Source organism: Kordia periserrulae (genome assembly GCF_003054265.1).
Classification (GTDB): domain Bacteria; phylum Bacteroidota; class Bacteroidia; order Flavobacteriales; family Flavobacteriaceae; genus Kordia; species Kordia periserrulae.
The window spans coordinates 1-14,173 of sequence record NZ_QBKT01000009.1; the positions used below are offsets into that span (position 1 = coordinate 1).

A 14,173-nucleotide genomic window follows, 5' to 3' on the forward strand; every position below is an offset into this window, starting at 1 on the left:
ACCTATCATCCAACGGTAGCAGAAGCTTTAGCAGGCACAGGAGCGTTAGTAAACGGTTTTGAAAACATGACCGACCCACAAACGGTCTTTATCCGTGTGGAGAACACCGCTACAGGCTGTGTCAACACCAACAACATTGCAAGTTTAGAGCTCAGTGTAGAACCAATACCAACGGCAACTGCGCCAGCAACCTATGAACTGTGTGCCACGGACGCATCAGACCCAAACACAGCGGTGTTTGACCTTACTAGTTTAGATGCAGAAATCATCGCAGGACAGTTAAACATGGCAGTATCCTACTATGAAACCGCCATGGATGCAGATAGTGATATCAATGCCATTGCCAATGCGACAACGTATGTAAACACGTCCAATCCACAGACGCTTTATGCACGCGTTCGACAAACCATTACAGGCTGTTTATCCGACCCAGTACTAGTAACATTACAAGTGAACGCACTACCAGTATTTACCCTACCAGCAGACGATATTTTGTGTGTAGATGCCGATACAGGAACCACTACTGACGGACCGATGATTGGCGTAGACTTAGGTGCAGGCTACAGCTATAGCTGGACCACACCAAATGGTACAGCAAACTCGCCAACGGTAGCAGTAACTACCGCAGGAACTTACACGCTGACCATTACAGACAACAACTTTACCACCAGTTGTATTTATAGCGATAGTGTGACGTATCAGGCGTCTTCTGCACCATCGGTATTAGACATACAAATCACTACACCAGCTTTTGCAAGCAGTCACAATGTGATAGCGACAGCCTCAGGCGGTTCTGGCGTGTATGAATACCAATTGGATGATGGAGATTGGCAAGAAACAGGAGAGTTTTTAGACCTAGCACCAGGCGAGCATACCATCACCGTGAGAGATACCAACGGCTGTGGAGAGCTTATCAGAGGCTTTGAACTGATAGATTACATGAAATTCTTTACACCAAACGGCGATGAGTATCATCCAACGTGGAACATCATCGGACTACGCAATCAGCCAGGCGCGAAGATTTACATCTTTGACCGATATGGAAAACTACTCAAACAAATCAGTCCAGCAGGACCAGGTTGGGATGGAACTTACAACGGTTCGCCAATGCCATCACAGGATTACTGGTTTAGAGTAGAATACGTAGACCCATTCGATGGAACACCGAAAGAATTTATCAATCATTTTACGTTGAAGAGATAATTTACACCAAAAAAAATATACACCATACACCAAAAACCGAAGAATTAATCTTCGGTTTTTTTGTTTTAGTTTTGACGAAATTAATCAAAAGTATTAGATAAATTAGTGAGAATAGTAGGCTTTAATGATGCTCTGTAGATTAAAATTTCTAAAATTTAAGCTGAAATCGTATCAGATAATTGTTATTACTTAAAACAAAAGAAGAGAGTAGAAGGGAAGTGGAGGAATACGTTTTTTATCCTTCAAAAGGGTAGAAAACTAAAGAAAATAGTCTAAAAATAAAAAGACCTCATCATTACAATGAGGTCTCAAAATGTGTTATTTGTGTGATGTTATAATTTGAACGTTAACGAGAATGTTACGTTTGAATTTACGTTATTGATATTAGCACGGTCTACCAAACCAGCTTGGAAAAGTTGTGGATTGTTAGCTTGCTCGCTTCTATCATAAGCCAAATCAAATGACATGCTTCCAAAATTGTATCCGATACCAAGAGAATAGCCTTCTAAGTCACCGATAGTTGCACCATTTTGGTATGGACTTTCTTCAAAGCGATAACCGCCACGCAAGCTTAAACGGTCAATTCTGTATTCGCCTCCAATTCGATACGAAGAAGCTGCTTGTAGTTGAGTTTCTATATTGTTGTTCGTGATAGCAAAATCATCAGTTGGACGCAATTTGGCATTTGAATAATCTTTTAAAGAGTAATCAAAACTAATCAAACCTTTCTTTCCGAAAATATACGCAAAACTTCCTGTTAAGCTTCCTGGAATCACAATTCTGTGTTCTCTATAAGCATTGACTACATTTGGAAAAATATCTCTTCGCAGAATTTCATTTGGATCATTCGGATTACGAAAATCGGTACTTAATCCTTGAATTAATTCGTCATTCAGACTATACCAAGTTGGCGATTGATACGAACCTCCCAAACGAACATTGTCTAATTTTAAAATAGCTCCTACTTGAAAAGAAATTCCAACTCCATAGGTGTATAACTCATTAGAAAATTCAGCATATTGCAATCCTGACGCAGCATTTACAGGTGTTTCAACCAAAACTCTTCGTTCACGATAGTCAACATCATGCGAATTCACGTTTAATCCTAAATGTAAGTTGTCTTTGTACTGAGAAGCTAAATTGAAGGTGTATTTTCTGTTGAATCCAGAAGTCTGTACGATATAATCATGAATGGCTCCATTAGAATAATCTGCATTTGAAAAGTACGATGTGTTCGCATCATCGTCCACATCAGGATTAATCACAAAACCTTCATATCCTAAAAAACCTTGCTGAGCATCAAAACCAAAGTTTTCTCCTAAAAATAAATAGGTGTCTGTATCAGTTTCATCAGGGAATTGCGCAATATTTCCTAAGGCTTGTCCGTTAGCATAAAATAAAAAATAGTCGGCAATTCCTCGAGTTGGATTTGTTCCTGTTGCAAAATAATTATTGTAATAGTTGTCATTATTCTGAACATTGATTCCAAATGAAATTTTTTTCCAATCACTATCCCCCATATTGTTAAAAACAAATACAATTCCTGCTTGATTTAAATCAAACTCAGATTCGTTTCTATTGGCTGCTGTACCGAAATAAGAGACATCATTATCATTATTATAATTACTAAGTGAAAGCGTGACTTCGCTGGTACTAAAAATTGCTGAACCTGCAGGATTGATTGAAAATGCAGAGAAATCTCCTCCAAGAGCACCGAACGCTCCACTCATGGCTCTAAAACGTGCAGTTCCATTCAAATTTTCAGTAGAATAACGAACAACATCGTTTATATTTTGGGCGTAACTTATGGACATAGAGAGCATGACCATGAATAGTATGAATACTTTTTTCATAATGTATTTAGTATAGTATTATTTTTAGGGATGTTTTATATTTCAAGAATTTAGCGTCTTCCTCCTCGTCTTCCGCCACCACGTGAACCACCACTTGATCTCATTCCGCCACCACCAGACGATCGCATTGAGCCTCCAGATGAACTTCTTGACCGCGTATTGATACTAGGTCTATTATTACTACGTGTGGAACGTGTTGACCTTGTAGCTCTAGTTGATCTTGTGGAACGTGTAGATTGTGTAGCTCTTGTTGAGCGTGTATTTGAGTTTCTAGTAGCTCTTGTATTTCGTGAATTTCTTGTGTTTGCATTTACTCTTCGTGAAGAACGATTGGTCGAGTAACGATTTCCATTTCTATTGGTAGTTCTTGAATAATAATTAGCTCGTCTACTTGCCAAAGCTCTGCTAGCATAGCCTCTTCGTCCAACATTATAAGCATAATTTCTGTAAGGAGAGCGCCAAGCATTCCAGCCCCATCCCCAGTTATTCCAACCTGGACCCCAGCCATTCCAGCCCCAATTGTTCCAGCCTATAGGACACCAAGCATTCCAGCCCCATCCCCAGTTATTCCAGCCAAGACCCCAACCCCAACGGTTCCAGCCCCAGTTGTTCCAACCCCAGCCCCAATTATTCCAGCCCCATCCCCAGTTGCCCCAACCGATTTGAGGACCACCATATACATTAATGGTGATGTCATCTGCTGTTTCGCCCCAAGGAGAGTAGCTTTCACTGTAGCCGATTGCGTCAACATTCGTTTCAGTTTGAGGTTCTGTATTGTTACTAGTGTAGGATTCAACATCCGTGAAAATGTCACCATAACGGTCTTCTGCTTCGAATGATTTTTGTTCGAAATAGTTTTGATATGCATTGCTTGAGGGATTGACATCTTGAACAACTTCTACAGTTTCTCTTCTCGGTTCTTCAGTGCCATATATTCCATCATCGTACGTAGCTTGTTGGTATGTGCCACATGATGTTAGTGTCAAAAAAGTGATAGCCATTAAATGCATGGCTTTAATATTATTTTTGAAATAGTATATTACTTGCATATCTCCTAAAAATTAATTGTTGAACAATACAAAAATAGTTAGTTTTGTCGAAACTATTTTTTATTTAACATAGTCACAATATTTGTGCCAAACTACTAAGGATGAGCAAGAAATTAACAAAGAGATCTGATGATTATTCAAAATGGTATAATGAGTTGGTCGTAAAGGCTGATTTGGCTGAAAATTCGGCAGTTAGAGGTTGTATGGTTATCAAACCTTACGGATATGCTATTTGGGAAAAAATGCAAGCTCAATTGGATAAAATGTTTAAAGAAACGGGACATGAAAATGCCTATTTTCCATTATTTGTACCAAAAAGTCTCTTTGAAGCTGAAGAAAAAAATGCTGAAGGCTTTGCAAAAGAGTGCGCTGTAGTAACACACTATCGCTTGCAAGCGGATCCAGATAAAAAAGGAAAACTACGTGTTGATCCTGAAGCAAAATTGGAAGAAGAGTTGGTGGTGCGTCCAACAAGTGAAGCCATCATCTGGAATACCTATAAAAATTGGATTCAATCCTATAGAGATTTGCCAATCTTAATCAATCAATGGGCAAATGTGGTTCGTTGGGAAATGCGTACGCGTTTGTTTTTAAGAACGGCTGAATTTTTATGGCAAGAAGGACATACAGCACACGCAACGAAAGAAGAAGCAATTGCAGAATCTTTACAAATGCAAAGAGTCTATGCAGAATTTGCTGAAGATTTTATGGCAATGCCTGTAGTAAAAGGCGCTAAGACTGAAAGTGAACGTTTTGCAGGCGCTTTAGATACATACACTATTGAAGCCTTAATGCAAGACGGAAAAGCTTTGCAAGCTGGAACATCACACTTTTTAGGTCAAAATTTTGCAGAAGCTTTTGATGTAAAATATGTGACGAAAGAAGGAAAGCAAGAATTGGTATGGGCAACTTCTTGGGGTGTTTCTACGCGATTGATGGGTGGACTCATCATGACGCATAGCGATGATGCAGGATTGGTATTACCTCCAAAATTAGCGCCAATTCAGGTGGTTTTTGTTCCTATTTATAAAAATGAGGAGCAATTTGACGCCATTGCTGAAAAAGTAGCAGAAATTTCGACTGAGTTGAAAAATAAAGGTGTTTCTATCAAGTTTGATAAGCGCGATACCTTGCGTCCAGGCGCAAAATTTGCCGAATGGGAATTAAAAGGAGTTCCGTTGCGTATTGCGATGGGAGCACGCGATTTGGAGAACGGAACAGTAGAAATTGCCCGTAGAGATACATTTGAAAAACAATCTGTAGCACAAGAAGCGGTTGTGGATACTGTTTTACATCTTTTAGAAACAATTCAAGAGGATTTATTTGCAAACGCAAAAAGTTTTAGAGACGAACATACAACTGTAGTAGACACATTTGAAGAATTCAAAGATGTCATTGAAAACAAAGGCGGATTTGTTGCTGCACATTGGGATGGTACTGCTGAAACCGAAAATAAAATAAAGGAACTCACCAAAGCAACTATCAGATGTATTCCATTAGATGCTTTGGAAGAAGAAGGAAAATGTGTATATTCGGGTCAGAAATCAACTAAAAGAGTCTTATTTGCGAAGGCATATTAAAAAAAGTAAAAAAAATTTTTAAAAATAGTTGGAGCATATAAAAATAGTTGTATTTTTGCATCCGCTAACAGAAATAATGGCCCGTTCGTCTAGGGGTTAGGACGCCAGGTTTTCATCCTGGTAACAGGGGTTCGAATCCCCTACGGGCTACTAATTTTTTCTGAAAGTTTATTTGCAAGTTTAAAATTATCAATTAAATTTGCACCCTCATTGAAAAATGATGGCCCGTTCGTCTAGGGGTTAGGACGCCAGGTTTTCATCCTGGTAACAGGGGTTCGAATCCCCTACGGGCTACGAAACACTAAGGTTTATAAAGATAATTAGGAGAAAAGATGGCAAACCATAAGTCAGCATTAAAAAGAATTAGAAGTAACGAGGCAAAGCGTCTAAGAAATAGATATCAGCACAAAACGACTCGTAATGCGATTAAGAAATTAAAATCAATTACAGACAAGAAAGAAGCTGAAGCTTTATTATCTAATGTAACTTCTATGATTGATAAATTAGCAAAACGCAATATTATCCACGATAATAAAGCAGCTAACTTAAAATCAAAATTGACAAAGCACGTAAGCGCACTTTAATAGGTAGTGATTACTTAAAATATAGAAACTCCAATCTAATTGGAGTTTTTTTTATGTCTACACTTTTCTGAAATAGAATAAGTGAGTACAAAAAAAGCTGCTCAATCGTATTGAGCAGCTTTTTGGATTTATAAAGGATATATTCTTCTTATTATCCGTTCATGGATAGTAAAAATTCTTCGTTGTTTCTAGTTTGTTTGATACGTTGATTGATAAATTCCATTGCTTCTACAGGGTTCATATCTGCTAAATATTTACGCATTACCCACATACGCTGTATGGTGCTGTCATCTAACAATAAATCGTCTCTACGTGTACTTGAAGATGTAAGGTCAATCGCAGGGAAAATTCGTCTGTTGGAAATTTTACGATCCAACTGCAATTCCATGTTTCCTGTTCCTTTAAATTCTTCAAAAATTACCTCATCCATTTTAGAGCCAGTTTCTGTCAATGCAGTCGCGATGATTGACAACGAACCACCACCTTCAATATTTCGGGCAGCTCCAAAGAAACGTTTTGGTTTGTGAAGCGCATTCGCATCCACACCACCACTTAATATTTTACCAGAAGCAGGTTGTACCGTGTTATATGCTCTTGCTAATCTCGTAATTGAATCTAATAAAACAACCACATCGTGTCCGCATTCTACCAAACGCTTGGCTTTTTCCAAAACGATGTTTGCTACTTTTACGTGGTCAGAAGCTTCTTTATCAAAGGTAGAAGCAATTACCTCTCCTTTTACATTACGTTGCATGTCGGTAACCTCTTCAGGGCGTTCATCAATCAATAAAATAATTTGATATACTTCTGGGTGATTTGCCGCAATAGCATTCGCAACATCTTTTAAAAGCATCGTTTTACCAGTTTTTGGTTGCGACACTATCATTCCTCTTTGTCCTTTCCCGATAGGAGAAAACAAATCCATAATACGCGTAGAAATCGTGCTTTGACGTTCTGCGATATTGAATTTTTCATTTGGGAATAATGGTGTCAAATGCTCAAATGCCACTCGATCACGCACTACTTGTGGGTCCAATCCGTTAATCTTGCTTACTTTGATTAATGGGAAATACTTTTCACCTTCTTTCGGCGGACGCACAATTCCTAAAACGGTATCTCCAGTTTTCAATCCAAACAAACGAATTTGCGATTGCGATACATAAATATCGTCTGGAGATGATAAATAATTATAGTCAGATGATCTTAAAAATCCGTAACCATCTTGCATAATATCTAACACACCTTCGCTTTCAATAATACCGTCAAACTCAAAATCAGGTTCGCGGTAGCGATTGCGCTGGTCTTTGTTTCCGTTATTTTTGTTAGAATGCTCTTTCTTATTGTTGTGTTTATTATTTTGCTGTGAATGCTCTTTCTTGTTATTCTGTTTATTGTGTTGCTGCTTGTTATTATTGTTGTCGGCAGCATCGTTTCCAGATTTTTTAGAATCGTCATTTTTCGCTTGAGGAGCTGTGTTTTTTTGATTCTTATCTGTATTGCGATTGTTCGATTTATGTTGTTTAGAAGCCTGCTGTTGTGTATTAGAAGTATCTGAAGAAGTCGTCTTTTTTTGTGGAGAAGTTGTCGATTGGTTCTCCTTTCGTTGATTCGGTTCACGTTTAATACGCTTTCGTTTGGACGCAGATTCTTCTGTTTTTTGCTCAGTATTTGTAATAGGAGCAACAGATTCAGGATTGCTAGCTTGCAAATCTAAAATCTTGTAAATTAAATCTAATTTCTTTAAAGTTCTATACTTTGGAACGGCTAAAGCCTTGGCTATCTCTTGTAATTCAGGGAGTTTTTTACTTTTTAATTCTGAAATTTCTAACATGTATTGGCTTGTAATGGATTGTTTTTTTGAAAAAATGAGTGATGTAACTCGTAAGAAGTGAATAAACCTATTAGTAATAACAGGTCATGAAATATCTATGCAATAATACAAATTTATTTTAATAAACAAAATAGTATTTTATGAAAAGAACTATTATTTTTGTCATCCAATTTTAAGATATGATTCAAAGAATACAAACTTTATACATGTTATTAGTCGCGGCTGTTGCTGGCGGTTTATCATTTGTATTCAATTTATATGCTTTTGAAGACGGAACAGAAATCTATGCAAAAGACGATGTAGTGTACTTAGGTTTGTTTATGGGTTCGGCTGTATTGGCATTTATCACTATCTTTTTATACAAAAACAGAAAATTACAATTTGTGTTGAATCGTTTCAACATCTTATTTCACCTTATTTTATTAGGGATATTTGTATATCGAATGCTAAATTTATCTGGAGAGATTGATACAATCTCTGAGAAAGGTATTGGGGTTGTTCTTCCTCTTATTTCTATCGTTTTATTAGTGCTCGCAAACCGAGCAATTAAAAAGGATGAAGACCTTGTAAAATCTGTAGATCGATTGCGATAAACCTAACATCTTAGTAATCTTAGTGCGTAAAACTCCAAAGTATCAAAGCTTTGGAGTTTTTTTATTGAAATTGTAGTGGTGTAAATTTTTCTTAGGAATCTCAAAAGCTACCAAGTGAAAATACGCGTATCTAAAAATCGACAATAATACGTTGAAAAATCTGCATGTGTGATTGTAAGTTTACAGTATTAATCAACCTTATAAAATTGTAATTATGGAACTTACAGCATCAATTTATGGTGGCGGTCCTTTTTATCCAGGCGATAATTCGGCATTACCAACCATTAAAGAATCAGGATTTACTACTGTGGTTTGTTGGGCATTACACGTGCGTCCAAATGGAGATTTAGCATATAATGATACATTAATCATATCAAACGGACAATATGTAGGCGATGCTTCTTGGGGAGAACAACTCGCAAACATCAAAGAAGGTGGAAGTGTGAATAGAATTTTATTTTCCATTGGTGGTTGGGAAACGAATGATTTTTATCATATTATGAATTTACTCAATACACAAGGCGACGGACCTTCCAGTATTTTATACAAAAACTTTGAAACCTTACGTCATGTAATTCCAGCAATTGATGGTATTGATTATGATGATGAAGGAAATTACAATATCAATACCATTACCAGATTTAGTCGTATGTTGGCAACGATTGGATTTGAGCAAATTACCTTCTGTCCATATTCAAGTCCGCAGTTTTGGATTAATTGTTTAGTCGCTTTAGAAAAAACAAATCCAGGATTGGTCACAGGTTTCAACTTGCAATGTTATGCAGGTGGCTCGTATAATATTGGCAATGTTAAGCAATTTTGGATTACACCGTTGCAAGCTGCTATGGGGAAAGGATTTGATGCTGCTGGCTTTGTAGATCCAGGGTTGTGGAGCAATCATGGAGACGATTGTATGCAAGGGATGAATCCAAAGCAAATTAACAGTCAATTCGCAAAATGGAAAAAAGATAAAATTAGGGGCGGATTTATCTGGCTGTACGACGATATTGAAAAATGTGGAAACGATCCGCAAGCTTACGCTGACGCAATTCTTAGTGGATTGAGCTAGTTTTATAAAAAAATAAAAAGCTATTTGGAAAACTTTGAAACGTCATTCTGAACTTGATTCAGAATCTTGCAATAGTAATTTCTCACTGTTATGGGAAACCAAATCAAGTTTGGTTTGACGAAATTTATATGTTCCAAATAGCTTTTTCAGCTTAAACTGTCTTCACAACCTTTTCCAAATCTCTTCTTGATTTTGGATTTTTACTTGGCTGATTTTTATCTTCTTCATCGCGATAACCAATTGCAACGGCTGCAAGTGTTTTGTAATTTTCAATACCGAGAATTTTATCGTAATTATCAGGTTCAATACCTTCCATCGGTGTAGAATCGATGCCCATTTCCGCGCAAGCGCTTAACAAAATTCCGATAGCTAAATACACTTGCTTGTCAAACCATGCTTTAATTTCAGCAGCTGGTTTTGGCTTGATAAATTCTTTATAATAATCCACTGCGCCTTTTGGAAGTTCTGCTTTAATTTGCTTTTCAAACAATTCAGGAGAATCAATTCGGCTAAACACCACAACCGTATCGCAATCGGTTACTTTTTCGGTATTCAACCATGATACTTTTGAAAGTTTCTCTTTCGTTTCTTGGTCAGACACAAACGTAAATCTCCACGGTTGACTGTTAATAGATGACGGACTCAAACGCAAAATCTCTTTCAATTCTTCTATATATTGGGAATCTATTTTCTTGGAAGCGTTGTATTTTTTAGTAGTATAACGTTCTTCCATTGCGGTTAAAAAACTCATTCTGTATACTTTTTTTGATTAAACTATAATTTTTATAGTAACAAAAATAAAGATAGTTTTATATCTTTGCAATAACGGTCAAAAATGATAGTTGAAAATTATGAGAATAGCAGCACCAAAAACATACAGCTTCAACGGAAAAGAATATCCGTGTTGTGCCAGTTTAACAATGGGAATTATTGGCGGAAAGTGGAAAACCGTCATTCTCTATTACTTGATGAATGATACATTGCGCTACAACGAATTGCGAAAATTGATGCCAACAGTAACAGAGCGAACATTAAGTTTACAACTGAAAGCATTGGAAGAAGACAAACTCATTAAACGAAAAGTGTACACCACAAAACCGCCGTTAAAAGTAGAATATTCACTAACAGATTTTGGAAAAACGTTGATTCCACTCATTCAATCTATTGCCGATTGGGGACATGATGTGGCTCAAAAAGAATCAGAAAGTAAAAGTTAATAACGATTGGCAAGTTCAATAATTTCTAAATCTTTAATTTTATCCTTGTCAATCACAAAACGCAGCATGGTACGAACTTTATGAAAACCGTGTTTTCCGCACGCGCCAGGATTCATGTGAAGTAAATTCAGCTTCTTATCAAACATCACTTTCAAAATATGGGAATGTCCGCAAATAAAAAGCTGTGGCGGATTTTGACGAATTTCCTCGCGCACGCGTACGTTATACTTGTTCGGATAACCGCCAATATGCGTAATCCACACATCAACATCTTCACACATAAAACGATTGTGTTCAGGAAATTCCATGCGCGCTTTATCATTGTCAATATTGCCATACACGCCGCGCAACGGTTTTAATTCTTTAATGGTATCTGTCACAGACAAATCGCCAATATCGCCTGCGTGCCATACTTCATCTGCATGTTGAACATGCTTTAAAATGTGGTCGTCAATATGACTATGGGTATCTGATAACAGTAAAATTTTCTTCATAAAATATATTGGTAAAAAAACTCAGCTACGTATGCGGATTCTACGTTTAAAATGTCAAAACAAACGTTACATCATTAAATCTCGATTATCGAGTAAAACTTTGCTAAATAATTGTTATTGCGCGCAAACTAATGAATTAAAACTTATCTTTGTCAGTCTGAAACAAAAGTAGCAAAATTACCTTGAGATACTTCATTGAACTTTCCTATAATGGCGAAAATTATCACGGTTGGCAAAATCAGCCGAACGCCATTTCAGTGCAAGAAGTTATCGAAAAAGCATTGTCTACCTTATTGCGAACAGAAACGGTAATTGTAGGCGCAGGACGTACGGATGCTGGTGTGCATGCCAAACAAATGTATGCACATTTTGATACGGAAGTTGTTTTTGATGCTTCAGAACTGACATTTAAGCTTAATTCATTTTTGCCGAAAGATGTTGCCATTCAGGGAATTTATGCGGTCCATAAAGAGGCGCATGCGCGATTTGACGCTACAAGCAGAACCTATGAATATTGGATTGTCACTGAAAAAAATCCTTTTCATAATCAATCGGCACATCTGGTTTTTAAACCGTTAAATGTTGAATTGATGAATTTGGCAGCGAACGAATTATTTAATCATGAAGATTTCAAATGCTTTTCCAAAGCGCACACCGATGTAAAAACTTATATCTGTGATATACAAAAAGCAATTTGGGAACAAAAAGGCGAATTGTTAATCTTTACCATTCAGGCAAATCGTTTTCTGCGCAACATGGTACGCGCCATTGTAGGAACCTTATTAGATGTCGGATTGGGTAAAATAACCCTTGAAGAATTCAAGCAAATCATTATATCGAGAGATCGAAACCAAGCAGGCACTTCGGTACCTGGAAAAGCGTTATATTTGACCGCGGTAACATATCCGCCAGAAACCTTTACAAACAATGGCTAAAGTAACAGGAAAAGTATTTGATTTTGGTCTTTTTAAACGATTATTGACCTACACAAATCCTTATAAAATCACCTTGTATTTTGTGGCAATCGCGGCAATATTATTGTCTGTGTTCGCGGTGGCGCGACCTGTACTGCTCAAAATAACGGTGGACGACTACATCGTAACCAAAGACAAAGAAGGATTGTTACTATACATTCTTTTAATGCTTGGTGTGTTGCTGTTGGAAGTTATATTTCAGTTTTTATTTGTCTTTTATGCAAACTGGCTTGGGCAAAGTATCATTAGAGATATTCGTAAAAAGCTATTCGAGCATATGTTGCAATTCAAAATGGCGTATTACGACAAATCGTCGGTAGGTCGTTTGGTAACACGTGCCGTAAGCGATATTGAAACCATTGCTAGTATTTTTAGTGAAGGATTGTTTGTCATTATTGCCGATTTGTTAAAAATGCTTGTTGTGATGGGCGTGATGTTGTGGATGAGTTGGAAACTATCGCTAATCGTATTTGCAATTTTACCGCTAATTATTTACGCAACACGAGTATTTCAAAAAGCTATGAAAGCAGCGTTTGAAGAAGTCCGTGCGCAAATTTCCAATCTAAATTCCTTTGTCCAAGAACGTGTAACGGGAATGAAAATCGTACAATTATTTTCACGAGAAGAGACAGAATATAAAAACTTTAAAGCCATCAACGAGAAACATAAAAAAGGATGGTTAAAAACAATTTGGTATAACGCTATTTTCTTTCCAATTCCAGATTTGGCAAATTCTATTGTTATCGGATTGGTTGTGTGGTACGGCGGATTGATGTCAGCAACGAATGTTTCTGTCGAACTAGGAAATGTATTGGCATTTATCATGATGGTTGGCATGTTGTTTAGACCTTTACGACAAATTGCTGATAAATTTAACACCTTACAAATGGGAATGGTGGCTGCAGGGCGAATTTTTACCATTTTAGATACTGAAAGCAAAATTGAAGATGAAGGAGAAATCACGTCTTTAAACATCAAAGGTGACATTTCGTTTACAGATGTATGCTTCTCGTATGTGGAAGATGAAGAAGTGCTACACGGTGTTTCATTTGAAGTGAAACAAGGAGAAACGGTTGCGATTGTCGGAGCTACCGGCGCAGGAAAATCTACAATTATCAACTTATTGAATCGTTTTTACGAAATAGATTCTGGAACCATTGCTATTGACGGAATCGATATCAAAAGTGTAAAACTAGAAGCCTTACGTGCCGAGATTGCCGTAGTATTGCAAGACGTATTTCTGTTTGCAGACACTATTTTTAACAACATCACGCTACAACATCCCGAAATTACACGAGAAACAGTAGAGGAAGCTGCCAAACAAATTGGTGTGCATGAATTTATCATGAGTTTGCCAAACAATTACGATTACAACGTAAAAGAACGTGGCGGTATGCTTTCTTCTGGGCAGCGACAGTTGATTTCGTTTTTACGTGCATACGTCACCAATCCGAGTATTTTAATTTTGGATGAAGCCACTTCTTCGGTCGATTCGTATTCGGAACAACTCATACAAAACGCTACAGATACCATTACACAAGGAAGAACCTCAATTGTTATTGCACATCGATTGGCAACGATTAAAAAGGCAGACAATATCATTGTAATGGATGCTGGAAAAATTGTAGAACAAGGTTCACACGATGAATTGTTGCAAATAGAAGGCGGCTACTATAAAAACTTGTACGAAGTGCAGTTTATTCAACAGGAGAGTGCATAAGAAGAG

General features: G+C 37.2%; 13 protein-coding genes and 2 tRNA genes. 10 read left to right on the top strand and 5 right to left on the bottom strand.

From position 1 onward, the window contains the following. Nucleotides 1-1,203 (top strand): T9SS type B sorting domain-containing protein (locus C8N46_RS16400; protein ID WP_146169856.1); only part of this gene is annotated, 1,203 nt, incomplete at its 5' end. A 332-nt stretch (nt 1,204-1,535) separates the two neighbouring features. Here C8N46_RS16400 and C8N46_RS16405 read toward each other — a convergent pair. Both C8N46_RS16405 and C8N46_RS20175 read right to left on the bottom strand, forming a co-directional pair. Continuing rightward, nucleotides 1,536-3,056 (bottom strand): OmpP1/FadL family transporter, encoded by a 1,521-nt coding sequence (locus C8N46_RS16405; protein WP_108116049.1) that lies wholly within the window; start codon nt 3,054-3,056, stop codon nt 1,536-1,538. Nucleotides 3,057-3,106: 50 nt separating this feature from the next. After that, a complete protein-coding gene (locus C8N46_RS20175; RefSeq protein ID WP_146169857.1) occupies nt 3,107-4,105 on the bottom strand; it encodes a hypothetical protein in 999 nt (332 codons plus the stop codon). A gap of 101 nt (nt 4,106-4,206) precedes the next feature. On the opposite strand from C8N46_RS20175, the gene proS reads away from it, so the two are divergent. The 4 genes from proS to rpsT all read left to right on the top strand — a co-directional run bounded on the left by proS (nt 4,207) and on the right by rpsT (nt 6,269). Continuing rightward, on the top strand, nt 4,207-5,685 hold the full coding sequence (gene proS, locus C8N46_RS16425; protein ID WP_108116056.1) for a proline--tRNA ligase: 1,479 nt from the start codon (nt 4,207-4,209) through the stop codon (nt 5,683-5,685). 78 nt (nt 5,686-5,763) lie between these two features. Next, nucleotides 5,764-5,835: transfer RNA gene (locus tag C8N46_RS16430), tRNA-Glu, on the top strand. Between the two features lie 72 nt (nt 5,836-5,907). Continuing rightward, a tRNA-Glu gene (locus C8N46_RS16435) sits at nt 5,908-5,979 on the top strand. A gap of 38 nt (nt 5,980-6,017) precedes the next feature. Further along, nucleotides 6,018-6,269, top strand: coding sequence for a 30S ribosomal protein S20 (rpsT, locus tag C8N46_RS16440; RefSeq protein ID WP_108116058.1), 252 nt, complete (start codon nt 6,018-6,020; stop codon nt 6,267-6,269). A 151-nt stretch (nt 6,270-6,420) separates the two neighbouring features. On the opposite strand, the gene rho is transcribed toward rpsT, so the two are convergent. Next, nucleotides 6,421-8,100 carry a transcription termination factor Rho gene (gene rho, locus C8N46_RS16445; protein ID WP_108116060.1) on the bottom strand — a complete coding sequence of 560 codons (1,680 nt, stop codon included), beginning with the start codon at nt 8,098-8,100 and terminating at the stop codon, nt 6,421-6,423. Nucleotides 8,101-8,279: 179 nt separating this feature from the next. Here rho and C8N46_RS16450 point away from each other — a divergent pair, with 179 nt between their 5' ends. Then, nucleotides 8,280-8,693 carry a DUF4293 domain-containing protein gene (locus C8N46_RS16450; RefSeq protein WP_108116062.1) on the top strand — a complete coding sequence of 138 codons (414 nt, stop codon included), beginning with the start codon at nt 8,280-8,282 and terminating at the stop codon, nt 8,691-8,693. 214 nt (nt 8,694-8,907) lie between these two features. Next, nucleotides 8,908-9,762: a lysyl endopeptidase gene (locus tag C8N46_RS16455; protein ID WP_108116064.1), complete on the top strand. Its 855-nt coding sequence runs from the start codon at nt 8,908-8,910 to the stop codon at nt 9,760-9,762. A gap of 151 nt (nt 9,763-9,913) precedes the next feature. On the opposite strand, the gene C8N46_RS16460 is transcribed toward C8N46_RS16455, so the two are convergent. Continuing rightward, on the bottom strand, nt 9,914-10,513 hold the full coding sequence (locus C8N46_RS16460; protein ID WP_170110095.1) for an NAD(P)H-dependent oxidoreductase: 600 nt from the start codon (nt 10,511-10,513) through the stop codon (nt 9,914-9,916). Nucleotides 10,514-10,613: 100 nt separating this feature from the next. On the opposite strand from C8N46_RS16460, the gene C8N46_RS16465 reads away from it, so the two are divergent. Beyond that, the gene (locus C8N46_RS16465) at nt 10,614-10,979 is read left to right on the top strand and encodes a winged helix-turn-helix transcriptional regulator (protein ID WP_108116066.1); all 366 of its coding nucleotides are present in this window, start codon (nt 10,614-10,616) and stop codon (nt 10,977-10,979) included. On the opposite strand, the gene C8N46_RS16470 is transcribed toward C8N46_RS16465, so the two are convergent. Next, the gene (locus C8N46_RS16470; RefSeq protein WP_108116068.1) at nt 10,976-11,473 is read right to left on the bottom strand and encodes a metallophosphoesterase family protein; all 498 of its coding nucleotides are present in this window, start codon (nt 11,471-11,473) and stop codon (nt 10,976-10,978) included. The genes C8N46_RS16465 and C8N46_RS16470 overlap by 4 nt on opposite strands. A 182-nt stretch (nt 11,474-11,655) precedes the next feature. Here C8N46_RS16470 and truA point away from each other — a divergent pair, with 182 nt between their 5' ends. Further along, the gene (gene truA / locus C8N46_RS16475; RefSeq protein WP_108116070.1) at nt 11,656-12,408 is read left to right on the top strand and encodes a tRNA pseudouridine(38-40) synthase TruA; all 753 of its coding nucleotides are present in this window, start codon (nt 11,656-11,658) and stop codon (nt 12,406-12,408) included. Further along, nucleotides 12,401-14,167: an ABC transporter ATP-binding protein gene (locus tag C8N46_RS16480; RefSeq protein ID WP_108116072.1), complete on the top strand. Its 1,767-nt coding sequence runs from the start codon at nt 12,401-12,403 to the stop codon at nt 14,165-14,167. The genes truA and C8N46_RS16480 overlap by 8 nt, the downstream gene beginning before the upstream one ends. Nucleotides 14,168-14,173 lie beyond the last annotated feature (6 nt).